Source organism: Streptomyces sp. NBC_01618 (assembly GCF_045209435.1).
Classification (GTDB): Bacteria; Actinomycetota; Actinomycetes; order Streptomycetales; family Streptomycetaceae; genus Streptomyces.
The window spans coordinates 2,323,329-2,347,407 of sequence record NZ_CP109297.1; the positions used below are offsets into that span (position 1 = coordinate 2,323,329).

At 69.6% G+C, this 24,079-nt stretch carries 24 protein-coding genes; 17 read left to right on the plus strand and 7 right to left on the minus strand.

What is annotated here, in order from left to right; translation table 11 throughout:
* Positions 1 to 71 precede the first annotated feature (71 nt).
* A complete protein-coding gene (gene aceE, locus OH735_RS11000; protein ID WP_406381194.1) occupies positions 72 to 2,813 on the plus strand; it encodes a pyruvate dehydrogenase (acetyl-transferring), homodimeric type in 2,742 nt (913 codons plus the stop codon).
* Between the two features lie 66 nt (positions 2,814 to 2,879).
* Here the strand turns inward: aceE and OH735_RS11005 are convergent, their stop codons facing one another.
* Together OH735_RS11005 and OH735_RS11010 are read right to left on the minus strand one after the other, a co-directional pair.
* Positions 2,880 to 3,305: a peptidase inhibitor family I36 protein gene (locus OH735_RS11005; RefSeq protein ID WP_406381195.1), complete on the minus strand. Its 426-nt coding sequence runs from the start codon at positions 3,303 to 3,305 to the stop codon at positions 2,880 to 2,882.
* 175 nt (positions 3,306 to 3,480) lie between these two features.
* Positions 3,481 to 5,091, minus strand: a complete 1,611-nt coding sequence (locus OH735_RS11010) for an MFS transporter (protein WP_406381196.1) — start codon at positions 5,089 to 5,091, stop codon at positions 3,481 to 3,483.
* 216 nt (positions 5,092 to 5,307) lie between these two features.
* On the opposite strand from OH735_RS11010, the gene OH735_RS11015 reads away from it, so the two are divergent.
* The 3 genes from OH735_RS11015 to OH735_RS11025 all read left to right on the plus strand — a co-directional run bounded on the left by OH735_RS11015 (position 5,308) and on the right by OH735_RS11025 (position 8,614).
* On the plus strand, positions 5,308 to 5,943 hold the full coding sequence (locus OH735_RS11015; protein WP_406386523.1) for a TetR/AcrR family transcriptional regulator: 636 nt from the start codon (positions 5,308 to 5,310) through the stop codon (positions 5,941 to 5,943).
* A gap of 350 nt (positions 5,944 to 6,293) precedes the next feature.
* Entirely contained in the window at positions 6,294 to 7,514 is a 1,221-nt protein-coding gene (locus tag OH735_RS11020) for an alpha/beta hydrolase (RefSeq protein WP_406381197.1), read from the plus strand.
* 83 nt (positions 7,515 to 7,597) lie between these two features.
* A complete protein-coding gene (locus OH735_RS11025; RefSeq protein WP_406381198.1) occupies positions 7,598 to 8,614 on the plus strand; it encodes a DUF4429 domain-containing protein in 1,017 nt (338 codons plus the stop codon).
* A 217-nt stretch (positions 8,615 to 8,831) separates the two neighbouring features.
* On the opposite strand, the gene OH735_RS11030 is transcribed toward OH735_RS11025, so the two are convergent.
* Together OH735_RS11030 and OH735_RS11035 are read right to left on the minus strand one after the other, a co-directional pair.
* Positions 8,832 to 9,848, minus strand: coding sequence for an aldo/keto reductase (locus tag OH735_RS11030; protein ID WP_406381199.1), 1,017 nt, complete (start codon positions 9,846 to 9,848; stop codon positions 8,832 to 8,834).
* Positions 9,848 to 10,309, minus strand: a complete 462-nt coding sequence (locus OH735_RS11035; protein ID WP_406381200.1) for a MerR family transcriptional regulator — start codon at positions 10,307 to 10,309, stop codon at positions 9,848 to 9,850. The genes OH735_RS11030 and OH735_RS11035 overlap by 1 nt, the downstream gene beginning before the upstream one ends.
* Before the next feature lie 258 nt (positions 10,310 to 10,567).
* Here OH735_RS11035 and OH735_RS11040 point away from each other — a divergent pair, with 258 nt between their 5' ends.
* Together OH735_RS11040 and OH735_RS11045 are read left to right on the plus strand one after the other, a co-directional pair.
* A complete protein-coding gene (locus tag OH735_RS11040) occupies positions 10,568 to 11,314 on the plus strand; it encodes a hypothetical protein (protein WP_406381201.1) in 747 nt (248 codons plus the stop codon).
* Between the two features lie 514 nt (positions 11,315 to 11,828).
* Positions 11,829 to 12,650 (plus strand): serine hydrolase domain-containing protein, encoded by an 822-nt coding sequence (locus OH735_RS11045; RefSeq protein WP_406381202.1) that lies wholly within the window; start codon positions 11,829 to 11,831, stop codon positions 12,648 to 12,650.
* Here the strand turns inward: OH735_RS11045 and OH735_RS11050 are convergent.
* Positions 12,610 to 13,101, minus strand: coding sequence for an ATP-binding protein (locus OH735_RS11050; protein WP_406381203.1), 492 nt, complete (start codon positions 13,099 to 13,101; stop codon positions 12,610 to 12,612). The genes OH735_RS11045 and OH735_RS11050 overlap by 41 nt on opposite strands.
* A gap of 87 nt (positions 13,102 to 13,188) precedes the next feature.
* Here OH735_RS11050 and OH735_RS11055 point away from each other — a divergent pair, with 87 nt between their 5' ends.
* The 4 genes from OH735_RS11055 to OH735_RS11070 all read left to right on the plus strand — a co-directional run bounded on the left by OH735_RS11055 (position 13,189) and on the right by OH735_RS11070 (position 15,450).
* Positions 13,189 to 14,013 (plus strand): helix-turn-helix transcriptional regulator, encoded by an 825-nt coding sequence (locus OH735_RS11055; RefSeq protein ID WP_406381204.1) that lies wholly within the window; start codon positions 13,189 to 13,191, stop codon positions 14,011 to 14,013.
* Positions 13,997 to 14,263: a DUF397 domain-containing protein gene (locus tag OH735_RS11060; RefSeq protein WP_406381205.1), complete on the plus strand. Its 267-nt coding sequence runs from the start codon at positions 13,997 to 13,999 to the stop codon at positions 14,261 to 14,263. The genes OH735_RS11055 and OH735_RS11060 overlap by 17 nt, the downstream gene beginning before the upstream one ends.
* Positions 14,264 to 14,402: 139 nt before the next feature.
* Complete coding sequence (locus OH735_RS11065) at positions 14,403 to 14,993, plus strand: GNAT family N-acetyltransferase (protein ID WP_406381206.1); 591 nt, start codon at positions 14,403 to 14,405, stop codon at positions 14,991 to 14,993.
* A 55-nt stretch (positions 14,994 to 15,048) separates the two neighbouring features.
* Entirely contained in the window at positions 15,049 to 15,450 is a 402-nt protein-coding gene (locus OH735_RS11070; RefSeq protein ID WP_406381207.1) for a hypothetical protein, read from the plus strand.
* A gap of 15 nt (positions 15,451 to 15,465) precedes the next feature.
* Here OH735_RS11070 and OH735_RS11075 read toward each other — a convergent pair whose 3' ends face one another.
* The gene (locus OH735_RS11075; protein ID WP_406381208.1) at positions 15,466 to 16,122 is read right to left on the minus strand and encodes a pirin family protein; all 657 of its coding nucleotides are present in this window, start codon (positions 16,120 to 16,122) and stop codon (positions 15,466 to 15,468) included.
* 115 nt (positions 16,123 to 16,237) lie between these two features.
* Here OH735_RS11075 and OH735_RS11080 point away from each other — a divergent pair, with 115 nt between their 5' ends.
* The 5 genes from OH735_RS11080 to fabF all read left to right on the plus strand — a co-directional run bounded on the left by OH735_RS11080 (position 16,238) and on the right by fabF (position 21,109).
* Complete coding sequence (locus OH735_RS11080; RefSeq protein WP_406381209.1) at positions 16,238 to 17,437, plus strand: PucR family transcriptional regulator; 1,200 nt, start codon at positions 16,238 to 16,240, stop codon at positions 17,435 to 17,437.
* 89 nt (positions 17,438 to 17,526) lie between these two features.
* Positions 17,527 to 18,441: an ACP S-malonyltransferase gene (locus OH735_RS11085; RefSeq protein ID WP_406381210.1), complete on the plus strand. Its 915-nt coding sequence runs from the start codon at positions 17,527 to 17,529 to the stop codon at positions 18,439 to 18,441.
* Positions 18,442 to 18,454: 13 nt separating this feature from the next.
* Entirely contained in the window at positions 18,455 to 19,456 is a 1,002-nt protein-coding gene (locus OH735_RS11090) for a ketoacyl-ACP synthase III (protein ID WP_406381211.1), read from the plus strand.
* A 64-nt stretch (positions 19,457 to 19,520) separates the two neighbouring features.
* A complete protein-coding gene (locus tag OH735_RS11095; protein WP_028439857.1) occupies positions 19,521 to 19,769 on the plus strand; it encodes an acyl carrier protein in 249 nt (82 codons plus the stop codon).
* 77 nt (positions 19,770 to 19,846) lie between these two features.
* A complete protein-coding gene (gene fabF, locus OH735_RS11100; protein ID WP_384447278.1) occupies positions 19,847 to 21,109 on the plus strand; it encodes a beta-ketoacyl-ACP synthase II in 1,263 nt (420 codons plus the stop codon).
* Between the two features lie 193 nt (positions 21,110 to 21,302).
* On the opposite strand, the gene OH735_RS11105 is transcribed toward fabF, so the two are convergent.
* Positions 21,303 to 21,797: a DUF3145 domain-containing protein gene (locus OH735_RS11105; protein ID WP_406381212.1), complete on the minus strand. Its 495-nt coding sequence runs from the start codon at positions 21,795 to 21,797 to the stop codon at positions 21,303 to 21,305.
* Positions 21,798 to 22,147: 350 nt separating this feature from the next.
* Between OH735_RS11105 and OH735_RS11110 the strand changes: the two genes are divergently transcribed.
* On the plus strand, positions 22,148 to 23,065 hold the full coding sequence (locus OH735_RS11110) for an SGNH/GDSL hydrolase family protein (RefSeq protein WP_406381213.1): 918 nt from the start codon (positions 22,148 to 22,150) through the stop codon (positions 23,063 to 23,065).
* 11 nt (positions 23,066 to 23,076) lie between these two features.
* Positions 23,077 to 24,075 carry an aldose epimerase family protein gene (locus tag OH735_RS11115; protein ID WP_406381214.1) on the plus strand — a complete coding sequence of 333 codons (999 nt, stop codon included), beginning with the start codon at positions 23,077 to 23,079 and terminating at the stop codon, positions 24,073 to 24,075.
* Positions 24,076 to 24,079 lie beyond the last annotated feature (4 nt).

Here is a 24,079-nt window from a genome sequence, read left to right on the forward strand (position 1 = left end):
TGCATACATCCCGGGGGCATGTTCTCCCGTACCAGGCCCCGTAGAGCAGCACCGAACAGCGAAGGAACAGCGTGGCTTCCGGATCCGATCGCAACCCGATCATCATTGGCGGCCTGCCGAGCCAGGTCCCGGACTTCGATCCCGAAGAGACCCAGGAATGGCTCGACTCGCTCGACGCAGCGGTCGACGAGCGAGGCCGTGAGCGGGCCCGTTACCTGATGCTCCGGCTCATCGAGCGTGCGCGCGAGAAGCGCGTCGCCGTGCCGGAGATGCGCAGTACGGACTACGTGAACACGATCGCCACGAAGGACGAGCCGTTCTTCCCCGGCGACGAGGAGATCGAGCGCAAGGTCCTCAACGCGACCCGCTGGAACGCGGCCGTGATGGTGTCCCGCGCCCAGCGTCCGGGGATCGGGGTCGGCGGCCACATCGCCACCTTCGCCTCCTCGGCCTCGCTGTACGACGTGGGCTTCAACCACTTCTTCCGGGGCAAGGACGACGGCCTCGGCGGCGACCAGATCTTCTTCCAGGGACACGCGTCCCCGGGCATCTACGCCCGCGCCTTCCTGCTCGACCGGCTGAGCGAGGCGCAGCTCGACGCCTTCCGCCAGGAGAAGTCGAAGGCGCCCAACGGCCTGTCCAGCTACCCGCACCCGCGGCTGATGCCGGACTTCTGGGAGTTCCCGACCGTCTCGATGGGCCTCGGCCCGCTCGGCGCGATCTACCAGGCCCGGATGAACCGCTACATGGAGGCGCGCGGCATCGCCGACACCTCCCAGTCGCATGTGTGGGCGTACCTGGGCGACGGCGAGATGGACGAGCCGGAGTCGCTCGGTCAGCTCTCCATCGCCGCGCGCGAGAGCCTGGACAACCTGACCTTCGTGGTCAACTGCAACCTGCAGCGCCTCGACGGCCCGGTGCGCGGCAACGGCAAGATCATCCAGGAGCTGGAGTCGCAGTTCCGCGGCGCCGGATGGAACGTCATCAAGCTGGTCTGGGACCGTTCCTGGGACCCGCTGCTCGCGCAGGACCGCACGGGCATCCTGGTCAACAAGCTGAACACCACGCCGGACGGCCAGTTCCAGACGTACGCCACCGAGTCCGGCGCGTACATCCGTGAGCACTTCTTCGGGGACGACCCGCGGCTGCGCGACATGGTCAAGGGCATGACCGACGAGCAGATCCTGCACCTGGGCCGCGGCGGTCACGACCACCGGAAGGTCTACGCGGCCTACGCGGCGGCCAAGGCCCACAAGGGCCAGCCGACGGTGATCCTGGCGCAGACGGTCAAGGGCTGGACGCTGGGGCCGAACTTCGAGGGCCGCAACGCGACCCACCAGATGAAGAAGCTCACGGTCGAGGACCTCAAGCGGTTCCGCGACCGGCTGCACATCCCGATCACGGACAAGCAGCTGGACGAGGGCTACCCGCCCTACTACCACCCGGGCCGTGACTCGGAAGAGATCCAGTACATGCACGACCGCCGCAAGAGTCTGGGCGGTTATGTCCCGACCCGTGTGGTGCGCGCGAAGCCGCTGGTCCTCCCCGAGGACAAGACGTACGCGATCGCCAAGAAGGGCTCGGGTCAGCAGTCGATCGCCACGACCATGGCGTTCGTCCGCATCCTGAAGGACCTCATGCGGGACAAGGAGATCGGCAAGCGCTTCGTGCTGATCGCGCCCGACGAGTACCGCACCTTCGGTATGGACGCGTTCTTCCCGAGCGCGAAGATCTACAACCCGCTGGGTCAGCAGTACGAGGCGGTGGACCGGGATCTGCTGCTCGCGTACAAGGAGTCGCCGACCGGTCAGATGCTGCACGACGGCATCTCCGAGGCCGGCTGCACGGCGTCGCTGATCGCCGCCGGTTCGGCGTACGCCACGCACGGCGAGCCGCTGATCCCGGTGTACGTCTTCTACTCGATGTTCGGTTTCCAGCGCACCGGCGACCAGTTCTGGCAGATGGCCGACCAGCTCGCGCGCGGCTTCGTGCTGGGTGCGACCGCCGGTCGTACGACGCTGACCGGTGAGGGTCTCCAGCACGCGGACGGCCACTCGCAGCTGCTCGCCTCGACGAACCCGGGCTGCGTCGCGTACGACCCGGCGTTCAGCTACGAGATCGCGCACATCGTCCAGGACGGTCTGCGCCGGATGTACGGCGGGACCCCCGAAGAGAACGAGGATGTCTTCTACTACCTCACCGTCTACAACGAGCCGATCCAGCACCCGGCCGAGCCGGAGAACGTGGATGTCGAAGGCATCCTGAAGGGTGTGTACCGCTACAAGGCCGCCGAGCGGGGCGAGATCCCGGCCCAGATCATGGCGTCCGGTGTGGCGGTGCCGTGGGCGGTCGAGGCGCAGCGGATCCTCGCCGACGAGTGGAACGTCCGGGCGGACGTCTGGTCGGCGACCTCCTGGAACGAGCTGCGCCGCGAAGCCGTGGACGTGGAGCGGTACAACCTGCTGCACCCGGCGGAGGAGCAGCGCGTCCCGTACGTCACGCGGAAGCTCTCCGGCTCCGAGGGCCCGTTCGTGGCGGTCTCGGACTGGATGCGTTCCGTGCCGGACCAGATCGCGCGCTGGGTGCCCGGTTCGTACCAGTCGCTGGGCACGGACGGCTTCGGCTTCGCCGACACCCGTGGCGCGGCCCGCCGGTTCTTCCACGTCGACGCACAGTCGATCGTCCTCGCGGTGCTCACCGAGCTCGCGAAGCAGGGCCGGGTCGACCGTTCGCTGCTGAAGACGGCGATCGACCGGTACGACCTGCTGGACGTGGCCGCGGCCGACCCGGGCGCGGCCGGCGGCGACGCGTAAGTACGGCGCATCACGGCCGAAGGGCGGCGGGACCTGCTGGTCCCGCCGCCCTTCGGCGTCCGCGGGTCAGCTCTCCCAGACCTTGAACGCCCTGACCTGGTACGGCGACTGGGGCACCCAGGTGCCGCCGCCCGGATAGGTCTCGAATTCGCCGGTCTCGGCGCACTCCGCCGACTGGTACGTGGTGACCGGGCGGCCCGTGCGGTTGGCGAGCGACTGGACCTTGCTGCCGGCCGGCAGCGGGACGCAGCTCTCGATGTCGATCGTGGCCAGCTCGTGGATCTGCCGGGCGCCCGTGAAGTCCGGCTTCTCCCAGAGGCAGAGCTGGCCGCTTCCGCAGGCCCCGGGCCGGGCGGATGCGGAACGGACCGCGGACGCGGAACGGACCGCCGAGTCGGAACGGACCGCCGAGTCGGCGACGGCCGGCGGGATCAGCGCGGTGGCGGCCAGGGCGGTGGTGGCCAGGGTGGCGGCGAGAACGGTCATGCGCATGGAAATCAACCCCCGTGGTGGTGCGAATCAGTTGCCTGCACCCTGACCTGCGGAGCCACCCCCGGGGAAGTGGCCGCGGGCCACACCACCCTGATAGGCGACAGCCCCGCCGGAACGGTCCGGTGGGGCTGTCGTACGCACTGTGTTGACGCCGGGCAAGCGTCATGACGAACCGTCAGATGTGACCGGCGCCCGCGCCCGCCTCGGCGTTCGCACCGCGCTTGGTGAGCGTGGCGACCAGCGCGGCGACCACCGCGACGATGCCGGCGACCATGAATGCCGTGCTCATGCCCGACACGAACGTGTCATGGGCGACGCCCGCGATCTTCGCCGCGACCTCCGGCGGAGTGTTGGCGTCCATCGGCGGGACGCCGACCTCGACGGCCGAGGACGCCGCGTCCAGCTGCTTCGGCGAGAGGGGCGGAAGCTGCGCGGCCGTCCAGTTGCCAGCCAGCTTCGAGTCGACCTGGGAGGCCATGATCGCGCCCAGTACCGCCGTACCGAGGCTGCCGCCGACCTGCATGGCGGCCTGCTGCAGACCGCCCGCGACGCCGGAGAGCTCCATCGGGGCGTTGCCGACGATGACCTCGGTGGCGCCGACCATCACCGGGGCAAGGCCGAGACCGAGCAGCCCGAACCAGATCGACATGGTCAGGGTGCTGGTGCCGATCTCCAGCTGGGACATGCCGAACATGGCGACCGCCGTGCACACCATGCCGCCGACCAGCGGAACCCGCGGGCCGAACTTCGTGATCACGGCGCCCGCGAGCGGCGAGGCGACGATCATCATGCCGGTCAGCGGCAGCAGGTGCAGACCGCTGTCGACGGGGCTCAGACCATGCACGTTCTGCAGGTAGAAGGTGACGAAGAACAGCCCGCCCATGAAGGCGAAGGCCATCAGCACCATCAGGACCGCGCCCGCCGACAGCGGCACGGACCGGAACATCGCCAGCGGGATCAGCGGCTCCCTGACGTTCTTCTGGGAGAAGGCGAAGACCACGAACAGGGCCACGGCGGCGCCCAGGAAGCCGAGCGTCTTGTAGTCGCCCCAGCCCCACTCGGCGCCCTTGATGAGCGCCCAGATGAGGCAGAACATCGCCTGCGAGAGCAGCACGATGCCGCCGATGTCGAAGGAGCGCGGCGCGTTCTCGGCGCGATGGTCCTTGAGGATCACCAGGCCCAGCACGAGCGCGATCACGCCGACCGGCACATTGATGAAGAAGACGGACTGCCAGCTGACGTGCTCGACGAGCACGCCGCCGAGGATCGGACCGCCCGCGGTCGAGGCGCCGATCACCATGCCCCAGATGCCGATCGCCATGTTCAGCTTCTCGGCCGGGAAGGTGGCGCGGAGCAGGCCGAGCGCGGCGGGCATCAGCAGGGCGCCGAAGAGGCCCTGGAGCACCCGGAACACGATCACCAGGGCGACGCTGTGCGAGAGGCCGATGGCCCCCGATGCCGCGGCGAAGCCCACGACACCTATGAGGAAGGTCTGGCGGTGGCCGAACCGGTCACCGAGCTTGCCCGCGGTGATCAGGGAGACCGCGAGGGCGAGCATGTAGCCGTTGGTGATCCACTGGACGTCGGCGAGCGAGGCGCCGAGATCCTGCTGGATGGCGGGGTTGGCGATCGCGACGATCGTGCCGTCGAGCGCGACCATCATCACGCCGATGGCCACGGAGAAGAGCGTCAGCCAGGGGTGGCCGCGCAGCCCCTTGGCAGGTGCGGGCACGGCTGCGCCCTGTGGCTCCCGCGACGCCTTTTCGACGGTGGTCTGACTAGTCATGTGCGGGAGATTAATGTCAGCCGCTGACAGTTGACAAACCATTTCACAAGACAGTAACTGTCACGTAGCTCACAGGTACGCTGAGCTGGGATTATCAGGAGAAAGAGGACCATTTCCGTGACCGATGGGCAGCGGGCCGTGCATCCGAGCGGGCTGCGCGAGCCTCCGACGGGACCTGACAGGCGTCCGACGGGACCTGACAGGCGTCCGACCGGGCTGCGCGAGCGGAAGAAGCGGCGCACCCGGGACGCCCTGCTGCACGCCGCCCTCGAACTTTTCACCACCCAGGGGTACGAGGAGACCACCGTCGACGAGATCGTCGACGCCGTCGAGGTCTCCCAGCGCACCTTCTTCCGCCACTTCGCCAGCAAGGAGGAGGCCGCCTTCGCCATCCAGGAGATGGTGGAGTCGCACTTCCTCTCGGAGCTGCGCCGGCGTCCCGCTTCGGAGACCCCGTTCGAGGCGCTGCGCCGCGCGGTCCTCTGCGCCTGGAACACCATCGGCGAGGCGATCGAGGCGATCGTCACGGTCGAACTCCACATGCGTACGTACCAGATGATCGAGTCGACGCCGTCGCTGCTCGCCGCCCACCTGCGACGCCACATCGATCTGGAGAACCAGATCGCGCTGCTCATCGCCGAGCGCGAGGGGCTCGACGTGGAGACGGACCCCCGGCCGAGGGTCGCGGTCGCCGCGTTCTGCGGGGTGATGCGGGTGACCGGGCAGCTCTGGGGGCAGGGGCGGGACGCCAGCGCGGACTCGCTGCGCGCGCTGACCGAGACGTACCTGGACCAGCTCGGCCCGGCACTGGCCGGGAACTGGCGGGCGGAGACCGGCGCGGGGCTCGGGTAGCGCCATGGAGGCTCCGTCCGGTGTGCGGTGGGCTCGGCGCGCACGCGTCGGCGCGCCGAGGTGTCGCTATGTCGAGCCGTCGAGCTGTCGAGCCGCCGATCCGCTGATGTGCCGACGCGCCGACGCGCCGACGCGCAGATGTGCTGTACGCCTCATTGCCCCGACATGACCGACTTCACAACAGCCGTGCCTCATCGGCCATATGCGACGCTCCGGAGGCTCTCCGCGCGCCTGAGCGTGCGCGTCGCACCAACACAGCGTGAATTGACCGGTCTTGAATTCCCGACAGCCGGGTGATGTGCGTCACCCTGTTCACGGCTGTCGTCCCGCGTCTCCTAATGTGGGCAGAAGTGACTTCCTTCGACACCTCCCCCACGCTCACCGCATGGCGCGCGCTGCTCGCCGTCGCGGTTGTGTTCGTGATGCTGGCGACCACGGGCTGGACCGCCGTACGTCACCAACGCTCCGACGAGCCACGGACCCTCGCACTCGCCGCGTGGGCGCGCGGCAGCGTTGCCGGTCATGTGCTGCCGGACGCCGACGCTCCGCCGGGCCGGATGGCGCAGTTCTTCGCCACGCTCACGGCCGCGCAGCGCACCGCACTCGCCGACAAGTACCCCTTGGTCGTGGGCAATCTGAACGGCGCCCCGGTCACCCTGCGCTACCACGCCAACCAGCAGGCCCTGGTGCAGGCGCAGGCTGTCGAGCGGCAGCGGACGCACGACGAGAGGCTCTCCCCCGACGGCCGCGCCGAGGCACTCCGGCGGATGGACCGCTTCCAGTCGATGCTGGAGAACGGCCGGCACATCCTCGCCTTCGACCCGTCCGGGAAGGGCCGCGCCGCCGAGGTGTTCGGTGATCTCGACCGGGCCACGCGGATCTCCGTGATCGTCCCCGGCGTGGACACCAATCTGCTGACGCTGGAGCGGACCGCCCCCATGGTGAACGCCGCCCCGGTCGGCATGGCGAAGTCGCTGTACGCGGCGGAGCGCGCCGCGCGCCCCGGTACCCGTACCGCCGTCATCGCCTGGGCCGACTACACGACGCCTGCCGGGATCGGGGTGGACGCGGCCCTGGGGAACCTCGCCGAGCGCGGGGCCTTGCGGCTGAACGCCCTGGTGGACGCGTTGCCCGGCAAGGCCCCGGTCTCGCTGTTCTGCCACAGCTACGGCTCGGTGCTGTGCGGTGTCGCCGCGCACGAACTGCCCTCCAGGGTCACTGACATCGCGGTCGCGGGCAGCCCCGGCATGCGGGTGGAGAACGCCGGGCAGCTGCACACCGAGGCCAGGGTGTGGGCGACGCGGGACCACGGCGACTGGATCGCGGACGTGCCGAACCTGGAGCTCGGCGGGCTGGGCCACGGCGCCGACCCGGTCGACCCCGGCTTCGGCGCACGCATTGTCTCGGCGGGCGGAGCGGTCGGCCACAGCGGCTACTTCGAGCCGGGCACCGAGAGCCTCAGCAACTTCGCCGCCATCGGCGTCGGGGCCTACGCCTCGGTGAGCTGTGCGAGCTCCGACAGTACCTGTCACGACGGAGTCGCCACCGGAGGCCGGGGCCCGGGGATCTGACGGGCCCGACGAACGCAGCCGGCCGCATATCGGGGCCAACACCGAGGGGGACGTGCGAGCAAGTGCCGCATACGATGAGGCACATGGGTGATGTGCTGGCCGGAATTCATGCCACCTGGGAGTTCGACACCGACTCCGTGTTCATCCGCTTCGAACGGGGTATACGCACACCGAAGCTCTTCCAGAGCCTGCGTGAGCGCCGCGTCCCGCACACGGCGCTGTCGTCGGTGACGCTGACCCCTGGCAAGCGGGGCACGGTGGTCCTGCACGCGGTGCCGAGACCCGGTGCCGACCCGTTGCTGGTGGCCGCGGCGGGGCAGCTGAAGGCCGGCAGCGATCCGTACCGGCTGGTGCTTCCGGCCGAGCGCGAGACGCTCGCCGAGTACTACGCGGACGAGCTGCGCGCCCGGCTCGGTCCCGACGCCGCGGAGCCCGCCGAGCGGTTCCTGGTCGCGGCCCCCGAGGCCCCGATGCAGTTCAAGGCGTACGACGGCCGGGCCAGCTTCGACGGTGACCGGATCTCCTTCCGCTGGTTCTGGACGGGTGCCTCCACGGCGAAGTGGAAGGCCGGCGACCAGACCTTTCCGGTGACGGAGCTGTGCGGGGTCGAGTGGCGCTCGCCGGAGGCCTTCGACGGCTATCTGCGGCTGGTGCCGAGGGGCCTGGCGGGCGCGGTTGCCGGACCGGGCGCGGGGGCCGGCCTCGGCATGAGCACCGCTTCCGGCCCGGGTGCAGGTGCGGGTGTGGGGGGCAGTACCGGTACGGAGCTGGGCACGGGGCTCGCCGCCGGCCTGCTGCCAAGCGCGCAGCCGATGGCGCCCCGCCCCGCCCGGGCCGATCAGGACCCGGCCGCGGTGGTCTTCGGCCTCGGCTACGGCCCGGTGCACGAGTCGCTGCCGTTCGCGGCGGCCGTACTGGAATCCGTACGCAGGAAGCAGCCGTCGTCCGCCGCGCCGACCACCGTCCTCGCGGGCGCGGCGCGGCGCGATCCCGCGGACATCGCGGAGCGGATCCGGCACCTCGGGGAGCTGCACCAGGCCGGGTTGGTGACGGACGACGAGTTCAGCGCGAAGAAGGCGCAGCTGCTCGCCGAGTTGTAGGCGTACACGCCGGGGCTGGCGTAGGGCGGCAAAACCCAGCCCACCCGGCGATCGAGGGCGTCTCTCAAGGCCGCCCGGCGATCGAGGGCATCTCTCAAGCCCGCCCGGCGCTTGAGGGCATCTCTCAAGCCCGCCCGGCGATCGAGGGCATCTCTCAAGCCCGCCCGGCGATCGAGGGCACAACGAATCGCCGGGCGCCCCGGGCCCCCGGAAACGACTACTCGCGCGCGGCGGACGTGGAGCTCATGTCCGGGTACCGGTCCCCCGCAACCCGCCCCGCGATCGGCTCCAGCAACGCCAGCTCCTGGTCCGTCAGCGTGAGCCGGGTGGCGGCCACGTTCTCCAGCAGACGGCTGCTCTTGCGGGTACCCGGGATCGGCACCACGGTCAGACCGTGCACCTGGGCCCGCTGCTGCACCCAGGCGAGCGCCACCTGCGCGGCGGACGCCCCGTGCGCCGCCGCGATCTTGTGGACGGGCTCCAGCAGCGCGGCGTTCGCCTTCGCGTTGTCGCCGGTGAAGCGCGGCTGGAACCGGCGGAAGTCGCCCTTCGAAAGGTCCTTGGCCGCGTCCGCGAACGCCCCGGTCAGAAAACCCCGGCCGAGCGGCGAGTACGGCACGAAGGTCACCCCGAGCTCGACGGCGGCGGGCACGGCGCTGCGCTCGACGTCCCGGCTGAAGAGCGACCACTCCGACTGGAGGGCGGCGATCGGGTGCACGGCGTGCGCCTCGCGCAGCTCCGCGCCGGTCACCTCGCTCAGCCCGAGCTGCTTGACCTTGCCCTGCCGGACCAGCTCGGCCATCGCGCCGACGGACTCGGCCAGCGGGACGCCCGGGTCGCGGCGGTGCATGTAGTAGAGGTCGATGACGTCGGTGTTCAGCCGGCGCAGGCTGTCCTCGACGGCGCGGCGGATGTACGCGGGGTCGTTGCGGACGCCCCGGTAGTGCGGGTCGTCGTCCTTGCGCTCGATGGCGAACTTCGTGGCGAGCGTGATCTCTTCGCGGTGCGCCCCGACGAACGGGGCGAGGAACGTCTCGTTGGCGCCGCTCCCGTAGATGTCGGCGGTGTCGAAGAGGGTGACGCCCGCCGCCAGCGCCGTCTCCAGCGTCTCGCGGGCCGCGGCCTCGTCGGTGTCCCCGTAGAACTCGCTCATGCCCATGCAGCCGAGTCCCTGCACACCGATCTGCGGGCCGCCGCTGCCGAGCTCCACGGTGGCGATCTTGTTCTCAGTCATCAGGTGCAAGGCCTTTCCGGCGCCCGACGGGCACTCGCATAGAAGTCGATCTTGTGGTCGAGGACGGCGAGGGTGTCCTGGAGCTCCGCGATCCGCGTCCTCACGTCGCGGCGGGTCGCCTCCAGCAGCTCCTGCCGTTCCTCGAAGGTGTGCTCGCCCTCGCGCAGCAGCTCCGCGTACCGGACCATGTCGGCGACCGGCATCCCGGTCAGCCGCAGCTTGCCGACGAAAGCCAGCCAGTCCAGGTCCCGGTTGGTGAAGCGGCGCTGCCCGGTGTGCGACCGGTCGACGTGCGGCATCAGCCCGATCCGCTCGTACCAGCGCAGGGTGTGCGCGGTGAGCCCGGTGAAGGCGACGACCTCACTGATGGTGTAGCGGTCCTGCCCCTCGGGACGCGGATGCGCCCGCGGGGCCGAGACGCAGACGTCCACCTTCACGGAAGTGCTCTCCATCACCGTCATGGCCCCCACGCTAGAACCTTGGAGTGCACTCCAAGCAAGCGCGATCGAGGACGGAATCCGAGTGCGTCCCGTCTCGGGGCCACGCTAGGATCAAGAAATTTCGATGCGGGGGACATCATGGTGCGACAGTCCGGTCAGCGTGAACGCCTTCGGCGTGTGTCCGAACGACGCCGGGGCGCGGGACGGTCGGAATCCCATGGGAATGCCACTCGGACGGCGATCGTAGCGGCGGTTTTGACTGGTTTATCCGCGGTGATCGTGAGCTTCATCACCGGCCTGGGGTCATCACTTCAGGGATTCATCACCGACGCACTGTTCGACGAGAAGGGACCGGCCGCTTCGGCCCCGCCCCACTCGGACCCGTCGACGCCGATCAAAGTGGTGGTCCTGCCGGACGAAGGCGGCACCTATTTGGTTTCGGAGAAAAGGGTCGAAAGCGCCGAGGACAAGGCGGTATTGACCGGCGGGGCGACTCCGGAGACATGGAACCGCCTGCTCCGGAAAATTGGCGCAGTCACCCTCAACAGGACCGCCTACACGGTGACTGTCACCAACGCGTCCTCCTCGCCGGTCAGGGTGGTGAACATCGTCCCGGTGATCACACGACGCACCAAGGCGATCGACACCACGATGATCGTGCCCCTCGGGGGCATGGAATCGGACACCATCCCGGTCGAACTGAACCTGGACAACCGGTACCCCAAGTTCACACAGAACGGAAAGCCCTATTTCACCCGGAAATCACAGGTCCTCGAGCCCGGGGACGGTTTCGTCATGGCCGTGGAGTCGAAACTGCTGGGCAGGGAGTACGTCGAATACCACCTGAGGGTGGATTACATCGACAACAAAGGCAGCAAGCATTCTCTCCAGGTGAAGGAACCCGATACCACCGTGGGCAGGTTCCGCGTTTCCGGACGTGTCGACGACAAGGAATACACCGACTATTGGGGCTCCAACGAAGGGAGAACGGGGCACAGGCTGTACAGCACGGGGGAAAGAAAGTAGCCGAGGCGGGGACCGAGACGTTCGAACGTGCCCGTTACGCTCGTGCGCATGCAGAGCCTCTCCCGGGAGGCCAGACGGCCCTGATGCTCACCGACCGCGCGCAGAACCTTCTCGTCCTGGGATGTGAGGTGCTTGAGGCGGTCCCGGATTGCCACCCCGCACGGCCCGGGCGCCACGAACGGCGCCGCCAATTCCCGCATACCACCCACCACAACACCCCCTTCCCGAGACTGGAGACCTGCCACCCAGCCCAACAAGGAATCCTTTCCGTGGCTTCCAGCTCGGTCACACTGAGCGGACTGCCCGACATTCTTCTCCCGCCTTTTCCACTGACGTCGGTCCGCCCTATCTCCACCTGACGCCGATTCCGCGCTGGAACGTGCGCCCCCGACGGGCAGTTGCCTGCGTCGGGTAACCAACGGGCCAAGCCATCAGCCGACCCTTCGGTGCCGAAGCAGTGTGCCGTCGTCGGGCGGCTGGTGACTCGACATCCCTGCCCGTTACGCTCGTATGCATGCAGAGCCTGGCGATGATCGACAACTGGCCCGCCCCCACCGCGGCTGCGGCCGTCGTACGAGCGGACGGCACCGTCGTCGGTACGCACGGCCCGGCCGCGCACCGTTTCCCGCTCGCCTCCGTCACGAAGCCGCTCGCGGCCTACGCGGCGCTGGTCGCGTACGAGGAGGGCGCGGTCGAGCTCGACGAGCCGGCCGGACCCGAGGGCTCCACCGTCCGGCACCTGCTCGCGCACACCAGCGGGCTCGCCTTCGACGAGCACCGGGTGACAGCAGCTCCGGGCACCCGGCGGCTCTACTCCAACGCGGGCTTCGAGGCCCTCGGTGACCACATCGCCAAGGCCACCGACATCCCGTTCCCGGAGTACGTGCGCCAGGCGGTGCTGGAGCCGCTGGGCATGACGGCGACGGCGGTGGACGGCTCGCCCGCCAAGGACGGCGTCTCGACCGTCGACGACCTGGTGCGGTTCGCGGCGGAGGTGCAGGCGCCGAGGCTGCTCGACCCGCGTACGGTGCTCGCCGCGCAGACCGTCGTACACCCCGGCCTGAAGGGTGTGCTGCCCGGCTACGGCCACCAGAACCCCAACGACTGGGGGCTCGGCTTCGAGATCCGTGACCACAAGTCGCCGCACTGGACGGGCAGTTCCTCGTCACCCGCGACCTTCGGACACTTCGGGCAGTCCGGCACGTTCCTGTGGATCGACCCGGTCGCGGGGGTGGCCTGCGTCGCCCTCACCGACCGGGCCTTCGGCCCGTGGGCGGTCGAGGTTTGGCCCGCGTTCACGGACGCGGTGCTCGCGGAGCTCCGTTCCGGCCGCTGAGCCACGCCTCGTCCGGCCGGTCCGCCGCCTTCCCGGACAGGCACTCGAACCACACCGTCTTGCCGGTGCCGTCGCGGCGCGGCTCCGTGCCCCAGCGGTCGGTGACGGCCTCGACCAGCACCAGTCCCCGGCCGCCCTCGTCGAAGGCATCACCCAGTACCGCGCGGGGCGGTTCCGGGCAGCCGTCCGCGACTTCGACCCGCACGCCCCCGGCCGGGAGCAGGAAGATGAGCGTCTGGCAACGGCGGTCGGGGACGTGCCGTACGACATTGGCGATCAGCTCGGTGAGCGCCAACTCCGCCGCGTCGGCCACGTCGAGAAGCCCCCAGCCGGTGAGGTAGAGGCGCAGGATGTGGCGCAGATGCCGGGCCGAGTGCTCGCCCATCGCGAAGTCGGCCCGGTAGGTCGCCTCCAGCGAGTCGTCGGCCAGGGGATCAATTACGTGATTCATGTCACCAGAGTGCAGCGACGCGATTACGCTCGGCTACGTACGGAAACGAACGCCGTGAGGCGTTGAACGCCGGAGGTACCCCCCGCCGTGGCCAACATCCAGACTCTCGATCCCAGCGCTTCCCCGTTGGACTACTACGGCTGGGAGCTGCGCCGCCAGAGAGAGGCCCACAACCTCAAACAGGGACAGCTCGGCGACATCATCTTCTGCACGGGCTCCCTGATCGGCCAGATCGAGACGACGAAGAAGATCCCCACCCGCGACTTCTCCGAGCGGGTGGACGCGGCACTCGGCACGGACGGCGTGTTCTCGCGCCTCGTCGGCCTGGTCCTGCGCAGCCAGCTGCCGACCTGGTTCCAGCCGTACGCGGATATGGAGGCCAAGGCTGCGTACATCTCCACGTACCAGGCGCAGTTGGTGTACGGGCTGTTGCAGACGGAGGAGTACGCGCGGGCCCTCCTCGGTGTCGATCACCCGAGCAGGGTCGACGAGATGGTGGCGGCCCGCCTGGAGCGCCAGCGGATCCTGAAGGGCGAGAATCCGCCCGCCTTGTGGATCATCCTGAGCGAGACCGCGTTACTCCAGGAGGTCGGCGGACGTGACGTCATGCGCGCGCAACTGGCACGCCTGTTGGACTTCCGCGACGACCCATGGGTACAGATCCAGGTACTTCCGTTCTCCGTCGGCCAGCACACAGGAATGATGGGGTCGTTCACCCTTCTCAGGTTCGACGACGACCCTGACCTGTTCTACGTGGAGAGCTACGATCAGGGGCACATGACCGCCAATCCCCAGGTGATCAAGGAACGTTCGGTCGGCTACGCTCGCTTGCAAGCCACAGCCCTCTCCCCCGAGGACTCGGCGACACTGATCGCTCGTGTGATGGAGGAACGCTATGGAGATCAGGCATGACCTGACCGGAGCACAGTGGCGGAAGTCGTCGTACAGCGGAACCAACGGCGGCGAATGCGTCGAGTGCACCGTCACCGGCAGCGCGGCCTGGCGTAAGTCGAGTTACAGCGGAAGCACCGGCGGCGACTGCGTCGAGGTGGCCGACGGCCTCCCCTGCGCCGTCCCCGTCCGCGACAGCAAGAACCCGGACGGCCCCGTCATGACCGTCGGGGCCGACGCCTGGCAGAGCTTCGTGGACGGGCTCCGCTGACGTCACCGGAAGCCCTGTGCGACGGAGGGGGCTCGGGGACGACCACCCATGGTCGTCCCCGAGCCCCCTTCCTGTCCCTCTGGATAGGCGCCCCCGACGCCGTGCCCTCCGCCCCGGGGAACCGCTACTCTCTTCGGCCATGGCCGACATAGTCCGCGCCGCCGCCTCCGACGTCCCGGCGCTCGCCTCCGTACTCGCCAACGCCTATGCCGAGGACCCCGTCTGGTCCTGGCTGATGCCGCACGACCGGGACCGGCGGCTGCGGCTGCTGTTCACCGCGCATCTGGCGCAGCAGGTCCCGGCCGGCCGGGTGTGGACCGATCCGGAGCGCACGGTCGCGGCGGTGTGGGCGGAGCCTGGGAAGTGGAAGCTGCCGGTGACGTACCTGCTGCGCAACGCGGGGCCGCTCGTACGCGCGGCAAGGGGTCAACTCCCGCGTACCGCCGCTCGGTTGTTCGCCATGGAGCACCGCCATCCGGCCGGTCCCGAGCACTGGTACGTCGAGTACATCGGCACCCATGCGGACGCGCGCGGCACGGGGCGCGGGGCGCGGGTGCTCGCTGGGCTGCTGGAGCGGGCGGACGCGGACGGGCGGCCGGTCTTCCTGGAGTCCAGCAACCGCCGCAATCTCACCTTCTACCAGCGGCACGACTTCGTCGTGCACGAGGAGATGACGTTTCGGTCCGGGCCGCCGATGTGGTCGATGTGGCGCCGACGGGCCGCGGACTGACCTGGGCCGACGGGCCGCGGTGGGGCATGTGCGGGCGCTGCTAGATTCGTCCGCCATGCGATCACGTGAGTACGACCTCGACTTCCGCGACCGGGCCACGCGGATACGGGCCTGGGGCATCGGTCTGCTGTCCCTCGCCGCACTGCTGTGGGTTTGGTGCGCCGTACTGCTGCTGACGCCGTACGAGGTGGACAGGAAGCCCGACGACAAGTACCCCGCAGAGTGCCAATCCCGGCTGTTCACCGAGTACGGCACAGCCAACCAGGGCTTGCAGCGCGGGGATTATTGCGCCGACGAGCGCGACTGGCCCGAGGCGGTAGCCGTGCTCGGGCTGTCCCTTCCGGTGTCCATCGTCGGTGTGGCGCTCTTCACCAGTGGCAGTGTGAGCCGCCGGATGAGCGCCCACTCCGAGGCGATGCGCGAGCTGGACAGGTTCACCGACACTCCGAAGGTGTAGCCCACCCCCCTGTTCTCAGCCGCTGAGCTCCCACAGCAGCACCTCGGCCGTCCCCTCCGCCACCAGCTCCAGCCCTTCCTCGCCGGTGATCCGCGCCGAGTCGCCCGGCTCCAGCACCTCGTCGCCGAGCCGTACGCCCCCGGCCACCACATGGACGTACACCCGCGCCGCGTCCGGCACTTCCACCCGCTCCCCCGCGCCCGGCCGGCGCACATGCAGCATCGCACCGGCCGCCGGGAGGGCGTACGGGGTGGAGTCGGCGATGTCGGGGACGGTCGTGTACGAGGGTTCGCCGCCCGGTTCGAGCGGGGCCAGCCACATCTGGATGAACGTCAGCGGGGCGTCGCCGTCGTTACGTTCGACGTGGCGCACGCCGGAGGCGGCGCTAAGGTGCTGGAGGTCACCGGGCCGTACGACCGTGGCGCGGCCGGTGGAGTCGCGGTGGGTCAGCTCGCCCTCGACGACCCAGGTGACGATCTCCGTATGGCTGTGCGGGTGTTCCTCGAAACCCGCACCGCTCTCCAGCCGCTCCTCGTTGCACGCCAGGACCGCGCCGAAGCGCAGATTGTCCGGGTCGTAGAAGCTGCCGAAGGAGAAGGCGTGCCGGGACAGGATGCCGGCTTCCTGGTCCCCGCCCTGGAAGCGGTCTTCGGCGCGGTGTACGGAAATCACCTGCCCACGGTAGCCCGGCCGGAGCGCGATGAGACCCCCGTCCGATACCCGGTGATACGACCCGCCACCGCCCCGGCCCTCCGTTCACGTGGTTCGATAAGGCAGTCTTGTGTTCGTGCCCCGATCCGATCCTGAGCAGCCCGCTGCGAACGCCGCCCATCTGCATGCCGCGACCCTGAAACGACTGGAACAGTCCTCCGGTCGGCTGGCCGCCAACGCGATCGCCCGCATGGACGAGACGCTTCCTTGGTACCGGGCGATGCCACCGGAGAACCGTTCCTGGATCGGCCTGGTGGCCCAGGCCGGAATCGCGGCGTTCACCGAATGGTTCCGGCATCCGGAGACCCCGCAGGCCATCTCCACCGATGTGTTCGGCACGGCTCCGCGCGAGCTGACCCGGGCGATCACGCTGCGGCAGACCGTCGAGATGGTGCGTACGACGATCGAGGTCATGGAGGCCGCGATCGAGGAGGTCGCCGCGCCCGGCGACGAGTCCGTACTGCGGGAGGCGCTGCTCGTCTACGCCCGGGAGATCGCCTTCGCCACCGCCCAGGTGTACGCGCAGGCCGCCGAGGCCCGGGGCGCCTGGGACGCCCGGCTGGAATCGCTCGTGGTGAACGCGGTGCTGTCCGGTGAGGCCGACGAGGGCGCCGTGTCACGCGCCGCGGCTCTCGGCTGGAACTCCCCCGAGCACGTCTGCGTGGTGCTCGGTACGGCCCCGGACGGCGACAGCGAACTGACCGTGGAGGCGATCCGGCGGGCCGCCCGGCACGCGAAGCTCCAGGTCCTGACCGGGGTGCTCGGCAACCGCCTCGTCGTCATCGCGGGTGGCAGCGACAATCCGCTTCAGGTCGCGAAGGCGCTGATCGGCCCGTACGCGGCAGGTCCCGTGGTCGCCGGGCCCGTGGTGCCCGACCTGCTGGCGGCCACCCGTTCCGCGCAGGCGGCGGCGGCCGGGCTCAAGGCGTGCAGCGCCTGGCAGGACGCCCCGCGGCCGGTGCTGGCCGACGATCTGCTGCCGGAGCGCGCGATGGCGGGTGACCCCGCCGCACGGGACCAATTGGTGGAGGAGATCTACAGACCGCTGGAAGAGGCGGGTTCCGCGCTCCTGGAGACGCTGAGTGTGTATCTGGAGCAGGCGAGCAGCCTGGAGGGCGCGGCGAGGATGCTCTTCGTCCACCCCAACACCGTGCGCTACCGGCTCCGACGTGTGACTGACGTCACCGGTTGGTCACCTTCAGATGTTCGCTCGGCGTTCACTCTGCGAATCGCCCTGATCCTGGGGCGCTTGGCCGCCAGAGATCCCCAGTCCTAGACTTTTGTCGGACATCAACAATTCCCCATACGGTTCTTCGTCCCTGTCCCCACGGGTGTTCCGGACCGTTCACAAGAGAGAGTGTGAGGGTGCTCGTACTCGTCGCTCCCGGCCAAGGCGCTCAGACGCCCGGCTTCCTGACTCCCTGGCTCGACCTCCCCGGTGCCACCGACCGCGTCGCGGCCTGGTCCGATGCCATCGGGCTCGACCTCACCCACTACGGCACCGAGGCTGACGCGGAGGCGATCCGTGACACCGCGGTGGCGCAGCCGCTGCTGGTTGCCGCCGGTCTGCTGTCCGCCGCCGCGCTCGGCGCGTCGCCCGACATCGTCGCAGGTCACAGCGTTGGGGAGATCACCGCGGCGGCTCTCGCCGGCGTCATCGGTGACGAGGCGGCGCTGCGTCTCGTACGTGCTCGTGGGCTCGCCATGGCCGACGCCGCCGCTGTCACCGAGACCGGTATGGCGGCGCTGCTCGGCGGCGACCCGGAGGTGACGGTCGCGCACCTGGAGAAGCTCGGGCTGACCCCGGCGAACGTCAACGGGAGCGGCCAGATCGTCGCCGCGGGCACCGTCGCGCAGATCGCCGCGCTGACCGAGGACATGCCCGAGGGCGTACGCCGGGTGGTGCCCCTCAAGGTCGCCGGTGCCTTCCACACGCACCACATGGCGCCCGCCGTCGACCGGCTGCGCGAGGCCGCGATGGAGCTGAAGATCGCCGACCCGGCCGTGACATATGTCTCGAACGCCGACGGGCAGGCCGTCGCCCTCGGCGACGAGGTCATCTCCCGGCTGGTCGGCCAGGTGGCGAACCCGGTCCGCTGGGACCTGTGCATGGAGACCTTCAAGAAGATGGGTGTCACGGCGCTCATCGAGGTGTGCCCCGGTGGCACCCTCACGGGTCTCGCCAAGCGCGCACTGCCCGGTGTACGGACCCTCGCGCTGAAGACCCCCGACGACCTCGACGCGGCCCGCGCGCTCCTCATCGAGCACGCGGGTGCCTAAGGAGCCCGAGAGCATGTCGAAGATCAAGCCCAGCCAGGGCGCCCCGTACGCACGGATCATGGGTGTCGGCGGCTATCGCCCGACCCGTGTCGTGCCGAACGAGGTGATCCTCGAAACGATCGACTCGTCCGACGAGTGGATCCGCTCGCGCTCCGGCATCGCCACCCGCCACTGGGCCTCCGACGAGGAGACCGTGGCCACGATGTCCATCGAGGCGTCCGGAAAGGCCATCGCCGACGCCGGGATCACGCCCGAGCAGATCGGCGCCGTGATCGTCTCCACCGTCTCGCACTTCAAGCAGACCCCGGCCATCGCGACCGAGATCGCCCACAAGATCGGTGCGGGCAAGCCCGCCGCCTTCGACATCTCGGCCGGCTGCGCGGGCTTCGGCTACGGGCTCACCCTCGCCAAGGGCATGATCGTCGAGGGTTCCGCGGAGTACGTCCTCGTCATCGGCGTGGAGCGGCTCAGCGACCTCACCGACCTCACCGACCGGGCGACGGCCTTCCTGTTCGGTGACGGCGCCGGTGCGGTCATCGTCGGCCCGTCGAAGGTGCCGGCGATAGGACCGACCATCTGGGGCTCCGAGGGCGACAAGTCCGAGACCATCAAGCAGACGGTGGCGTGGGACGAGTTCCACACCGAGCGCCCGGAGAAGTTCCCCGCCATCACGCAGGAGGGCCAGGCGGTCTTCCGCTGGGCCGTCTTCGAGATGGCGAAGGTCGCCCAGCAGGCGCTGGACGCGGCCGGGATCGCCCCGGAAGACCTGGACGTCTTCATTCCGCACCAGGCCAACATGCGGATCATCGACTCGATGGTGAAGACCCTGAAGCTGCCGGAGAACGTCACGGTCGCCCGTGACGTGGAGACCACCGGCAACACCTCCGCCGCCTCGATTCCGCTCGCTATGGAGCGGCTCCTGGCGACCGGTCAGGCGAAGAGCGGCGACACCGCGCTCGTCATCGGCTTCGGGGCGGGTCTCGTCTACGCCGCGACGGTCGTTACTCTCCCCTAGGCACACCAGGCCTTTCGGCCCGGACGCCCCAACCCCTGCAGATATACACCGAAGGAGCGCCAACATGGCCGCCACTCAGGAAGAGATCGTCACCGGTCTCGCCGAGATCGTCAACGAGATCGCCGGTATCCCGGTCGAGGACGTCCAGCTGGACAAGTCCTTCACCGACGACCTGGACGTCGACTCGCTGTCCATGGTCGAGGTCGTCGTCGCCGCCGAAGAGCGCTTCGACGTCAAGATCCCCGACGAGGACGTCAAGAACCTCAAGACGGTCGGCGACGCCGCCGAGTACATCCTCAAGCACCAGGGCTGATCAGCCCGGCTCCTGTGTCGCCACCCGGCGGTGGCGCCGCTGATTCACGACCCTCTACACGTGGAGAAGATTTTCCAGTGAACTCGACCAATCGCACCGTGGTCGTCACCGGTATCGGCGCAACCACTCCGCTGGGTGGCGACTCGGCGTCGACCTGGGAAGGTCTGATGGCCGGCCGGTCCGGCGTCAAGCCTCTCGAGGGCGAACGTTTCGCCGAACTGCCCGTCCGGATTGCCGCGCTCGCGGCAGTCGACCCGGGCGACGTCCTGCCCCGCCCGCTCGCCCGCAAGCTGGACCGCTCGGCGCAGTTCGCGCTGATCGCGGCCCGTGAGGCGTGGGCGGACGCCGGTTTCACCGGCAAGGCCGGCGAGGACGAGAAGATCCAGCCCGAGCGGCTGGGTTCGGTCATCGCCTCCGGCATCGGCGGCGTGATCACCCTGCTCGACCAGTACGACGTGCTCAAGGAGAAGGGCGTACGCCGCGTCTCCCCGCACACCGTGCCCATGCTCATGCCCAACGGCCCGGCTGCCAACGTCGGCCTGGAGGTCAACGCCCAGGCCGGTGTGCACACTCCGGTCTCCGCCTGCGCCTCGGGCGCCGAGGCGATCGGGTACGCCGTCGAGATGATCCGCACCGGCCGTGCCGATGTGGTCCTCGCCGGTGGCACCGAGGCGGCGATCCACCCGCTGCCGATCGCGGCGTTCGCCAACATGATGGCGATGTCGAAGAGCAACGACGAGCCGGAGAAGGCCTCCCGTCCGTACGACACCGGCCGTGACGGCTTCGTACTCGGCGAGGGTGCCGGAGTCGTCGTCCTGGAGTCCGCGGAGCATGCCGCCGCGCGCGGCGCCAAGGTCTACTGCGAGGTGCTGGGCCAGGGACTGTCCGCGGACGCCCACCACATCGCGCAGCCCGAGCCGACCGGCCGCGGCATCGCCGCCGCGATGCAGAACCTGCTGGACCAGACGGACCTCAAGCCGTCCGAGGTCGTCCACCTCAACGCGCATGCCACGTCGACGCCGCAGGGCGATGTCGCGGAGCTGAAGGCGCTGCGCAAGGTGCTGGGCGACGACCTCGACCACGTCGCGATCTCCGCGACGAAGTCGATGACCGGTCACCTGCTGGGTGGTGCGGGCGGCATCGAGACCGTCGCGACGGTCCTGGCGCTGCACCACCGGATGGCGCCGCCGACCATCAACATCGACAACCTCGACGAGGCGGTCGAGGCGGACATCGTGCGCGATGAGCCGCGGCCGCTGCCGGAGGGTCCGATCGCCGCGATCAACAACTCGTTCGGATTCGGCGGGCACAACGTGGTCCTCGCGTTCCGCAGCGTCTGACCTGCGGTCCGCGGGCCGGTACACCGAAACCCGTCTCCCCAAGCTGGGGAGACGGGTTTCGTCCGTTGCACGGGGCGTTTCGGGGGCTCTGCCCCCGGACCCCCGCTCCTCGATCGCCGGAGGGGCTGGGTTTTTTTTCAGACGCCGGAGGGGCTGGGTTTCTCAGACGCCGGAGGGGCTGAATTTCGCGTCCTCACACCACCTGGTGCAGCCACCGCACCGGTGCGCCCTCGCCTGCGTGACGGAAGGGTTCCAGTTCGTCGTCCCATGGCTTGCCGAGCAGCTTGGCGATCTCGGCCTCCAGGTCGGTCTCGCCCCGCACCGACCGTGCCAGCGCCGCACGCAGCCGGTCCTCGGGCACCAGGATGTCGCCGTGCATGCCGGTGACGGCGTGGAAGATGCCCAGTCGGGGTGTGGAGCTGTAGCGCTCGCCCTCCGACGTGGGGCTCGGCTCCGCCGTCACCTCGAAGCGCAGCAGATCCCAGCCGCGCAGCGCGGAAGCCAGCTTCGACGCCGTGCCGGGGCGGGCCTCCCAGGAGAACTCGGAGCGCCAGGTGCCGGGCGCGGCCGGCTGTCTGATCCAGTCGAGCTGGACCCGCACACCAAGGACACCCGCCACCGCCCATTCGACATGGGGGCAGAGCGCGCGCGGTGCGGAGTGAACGTACAGAACTCCACGTGTCGTCACCGGGACCTCCAGTGTGGGACGAAGTTCGCCTTCCCCAGCGGCCTCGCGCCCGTACCGTCTCTTCTCAGCCGGCCCCCGAGGTTCTCGTCAGTAAACAGCATCGGGGTGAATCTCCTGAAAAGGGACAGTATGTGACGTGATGTGATTTACGGAAAGCCACCCGAGTGGAGCCGGGCGAGGCAGGGCGCCGCTGGTTCGACGAGGAAAAGCTACCGTGCGGCGGCGGCCGAGGTGTGACGTACGGTCGGTCCTGGGCACATCATTCGCTCAGCTTTCACCCTGCGGGGCACCCGGGCCCGCCGCCAGGTGCCGCGGGGGGTTGCCGGAGGCATAACCGAGGGGACCAAGGGATGCAGGATCGTTCCGCCCGTCACCGTTCGCGTACCGCGGCCGTTGTCCTGGCGGCGGTCTCGTTGCTCGGCGCCGTCGCTCTGACCGGCTGCGACGCCGATGGGGACGGGACGACGAAGGGGGCGGCGGCCGAGCAGCGCAAGCCGTCCGCCAGACCGGGGCCGGTCTGGGACCGCAGTCCGGGGTCGGTGGCCGCCGTCGGTGACTCCATCACCCGCGGTTTCGACGCCTGTTCGGTGCTGGCGGACTGTCCGGAGGCGTCCTGGGCGACCGGCACGGACCGGGAGGTGCGCAGCCTCGCCGTGCGGCTGCTCGGTGAGTCCGGGGCCGCCGCGCGCAGTTGGAACCACGCGGAGACAGGAGCCAGGATCGCGCAGTTGCCGGAGCAGATGGCGCTGGCCGCGAAGGAGAAGCCGGCTCTGGTGACGGTGATGATCGGCGCCAACGACGCGTGCCGGGACTCGGTGCGGCTGATGACGCCGGTGGCCGATTTCCGGGCGTCGTTCGAGGCTTCGATGCGTCAGTTGCGCGCCGGGGCGCCGAAGGCGCAGGTGTACGTGTCGAGCGTGCCGGATCTCAAGCGGCTCTGGTCGACGGGGCGCGGCAACGCGCTGGGCAAGCAGATCTGGAAGCTGGGGATCTGTCAGTCGATGCTGGGGGACGCGGACGACATGGGGGCGCCCGCCGTGGCCCGGCGCGCCTCGGTGCAGGAGCGGGTCGTGGCCTACAACGAGGTGCTGCGGGACGTGTGCGCGAAGGACCGGCGCTGCCGGTACGACGGCGGGGCGGTCTTCGACTACGCGTTCACGGGCAAGCAGCTCAGCCAGTGGGACTGGTTCCATCCGGGGCGCAACGGACAGGCGAGGCTGGCGGAGATCGCGTACCGCAATGTCACTTCGGCCAGGCCCCCCGCGTAGGCTTTGTGATCATGGACACAGGTTCTGGCGCGGTGATACGTGCGGAAGAGTTCGGCACCCTCGCGGACGGCGCCGTCGTGCACCGCTGGACGCTGGAGCGGGGCGGTACGCGGGTGCGCGTCCTGACGTACGGCGGCATCGTGCAGTCGGTCGAGGTGCCCGGCCGGGACGGAGCGCGGGCGGGTGTCGCGCTCGGGCTGCCGGACCTCGCCGGGTACGAGACGTTCACCGGCCCGTATTTCGGCGCGCTCGTCGGGCGGTACGCGAACCGGATCGGCGGAGCCTGTTTCGAGCTGGACGGGCGCACGCACCGGGTGACGCGGAACGAGGGGCGCAACCATGTGCACGGCGGGGCCCGGGGCTTCGACAAGCGCGTGTGGGAGGCGCGGGAGGTGGCGGACGGTGTCCGGCTGTCCCTGGTCTCCGCGGACGGCGAGGAGGGCTTCCCGGGGCGTCTGGCGGTGTCGGTGACGTACACGCTGGACGAGGGCGGGGCGCTTCGGATCGCGTACCGGGCGACGACGGACGCCCCGACGGTGGTCAACCTGACCAATCACACGTACTGGAACCTCGCGGGTGCCGACAGCGGCAGCGCCCTCGGGCAGCTGCTGCGGATCGCGGCCGGGCGGATCACCCCGGCGGACGCCGAGTCGCTGCCGACGGGCGAGTTCCTGCCGGTGGACGGGACCCGGTTCGACTTCCGTGAGCCGCGGCCGCTCGGCCCGGACTACGACCACAACTTCGTGCTGGACGAGGCGGGGACGGGTCCGGTGGCCGAGCTGTACGACGCGGGGTCGGGGCGTGTCCTGACCGTCGGCACGACGGAGCCGGGGATGCAGCTGTACACGGCGGACCACTTCGACGGGCGGCCGTTCGGGCCGTGCGCGGGGATCGCGCTGGAGACGCAGCACTTCCCGGACTCCCCGAACCGGCCGGAGTTCCCGAGCACGGTGCTGCGGCCGGGCGAGGAGTACGTCTCGTCGACGGTGTACGGATTCTCGGTGCGCTGACGCG

Coding starts and splice junctions, on each gene's coding strand:
- OH735_RS11070 (WP_406381207.1), top strand. CDS start 15,049: ATGCGATCACGTGAGTACGACCTCGACTTCCGCGACCGGGCCACGCGG.
- OH735_RS11005 (WP_406381195.1), bottom strand. CDS start 3,305: ATGCGCATGACCGTTCTCGCCGCCACCCTGGCCACCACCGCCCTGGCC.
- OH735_RS11090 (WP_406381211.1), top strand. CDS start 18,455: ATGTCGAAGATCAAGCCCAGCCAGGGCGCCCCGTACGCACGGATCATG.
- OH735_RS11065 (WP_406381206.1), top strand. CDS start 14,403: ATGGCCGACATAGTCCGCGCCGCCGCCTCCGACGTCCCGGCGCTCGCC.
- OH735_RS11095 (WP_028439857.1), top strand. CDS start 19,521: ATGGCCGCCACTCAGGAAGAGATCGTCACCGGTCTCGCCGAGATCGTC.
- OH735_RS11035 (WP_406381200.1), bottom strand. CDS start 10,309: ATGACGGTGATGGAGAGCACTTCCGTGAAGGTGGACGTCTGCGTCTCG.
- OH735_RS11050 (WP_406381203.1), bottom strand. CDS start 13,101: ATGAATCACGTAATTGATCCCCTGGCCGACGACTCGCTGGAGGCGACC.
- OH735_RS11060 (WP_406381205.1), top strand. CDS start 13,997: ATGGAGATCAGGCATGACCTGACCGGAGCACAGTGGCGGAAGTCGTCG.
- OH735_RS11030 (WP_406381199.1), bottom strand. CDS start 9,848: ATGACTGAGAACAAGATCGCCACCGTGGAGCTCGGCAGCGGCGGCCCG.
- OH735_RS11010 (WP_406381196.1), bottom strand. CDS start 5,091: ATGACTAGTCAGACCACCGTCGAAAAGGCGTCGCGGGAGCCACAGGGC.
- OH735_RS11115 (WP_406381214.1), top strand. CDS start 23,077: ATGGACACAGGTTCTGGCGCGGTGATACGTGCGGAAGAGTTCGGCACC.
- OH735_RS11025 (WP_406381198.1), top strand. CDS start 7,598: ATGGGTGATGTGCTGGCCGGAATTCATGCCACCTGGGAGTTCGACACC.
- OH735_RS11045 (WP_406381202.1), top strand. CDS start 11,829: ATGCAGAGCCTGGCGATGATCGACAACTGGCCCGCCCCCACCGCGGCT.
- OH735_RS11110 (WP_406381213.1), top strand. CDS start 22,148: ATGCAGGATCGTTCCGCCCGTCACCGTTCGCGTACCGCGGCCGTTGTC.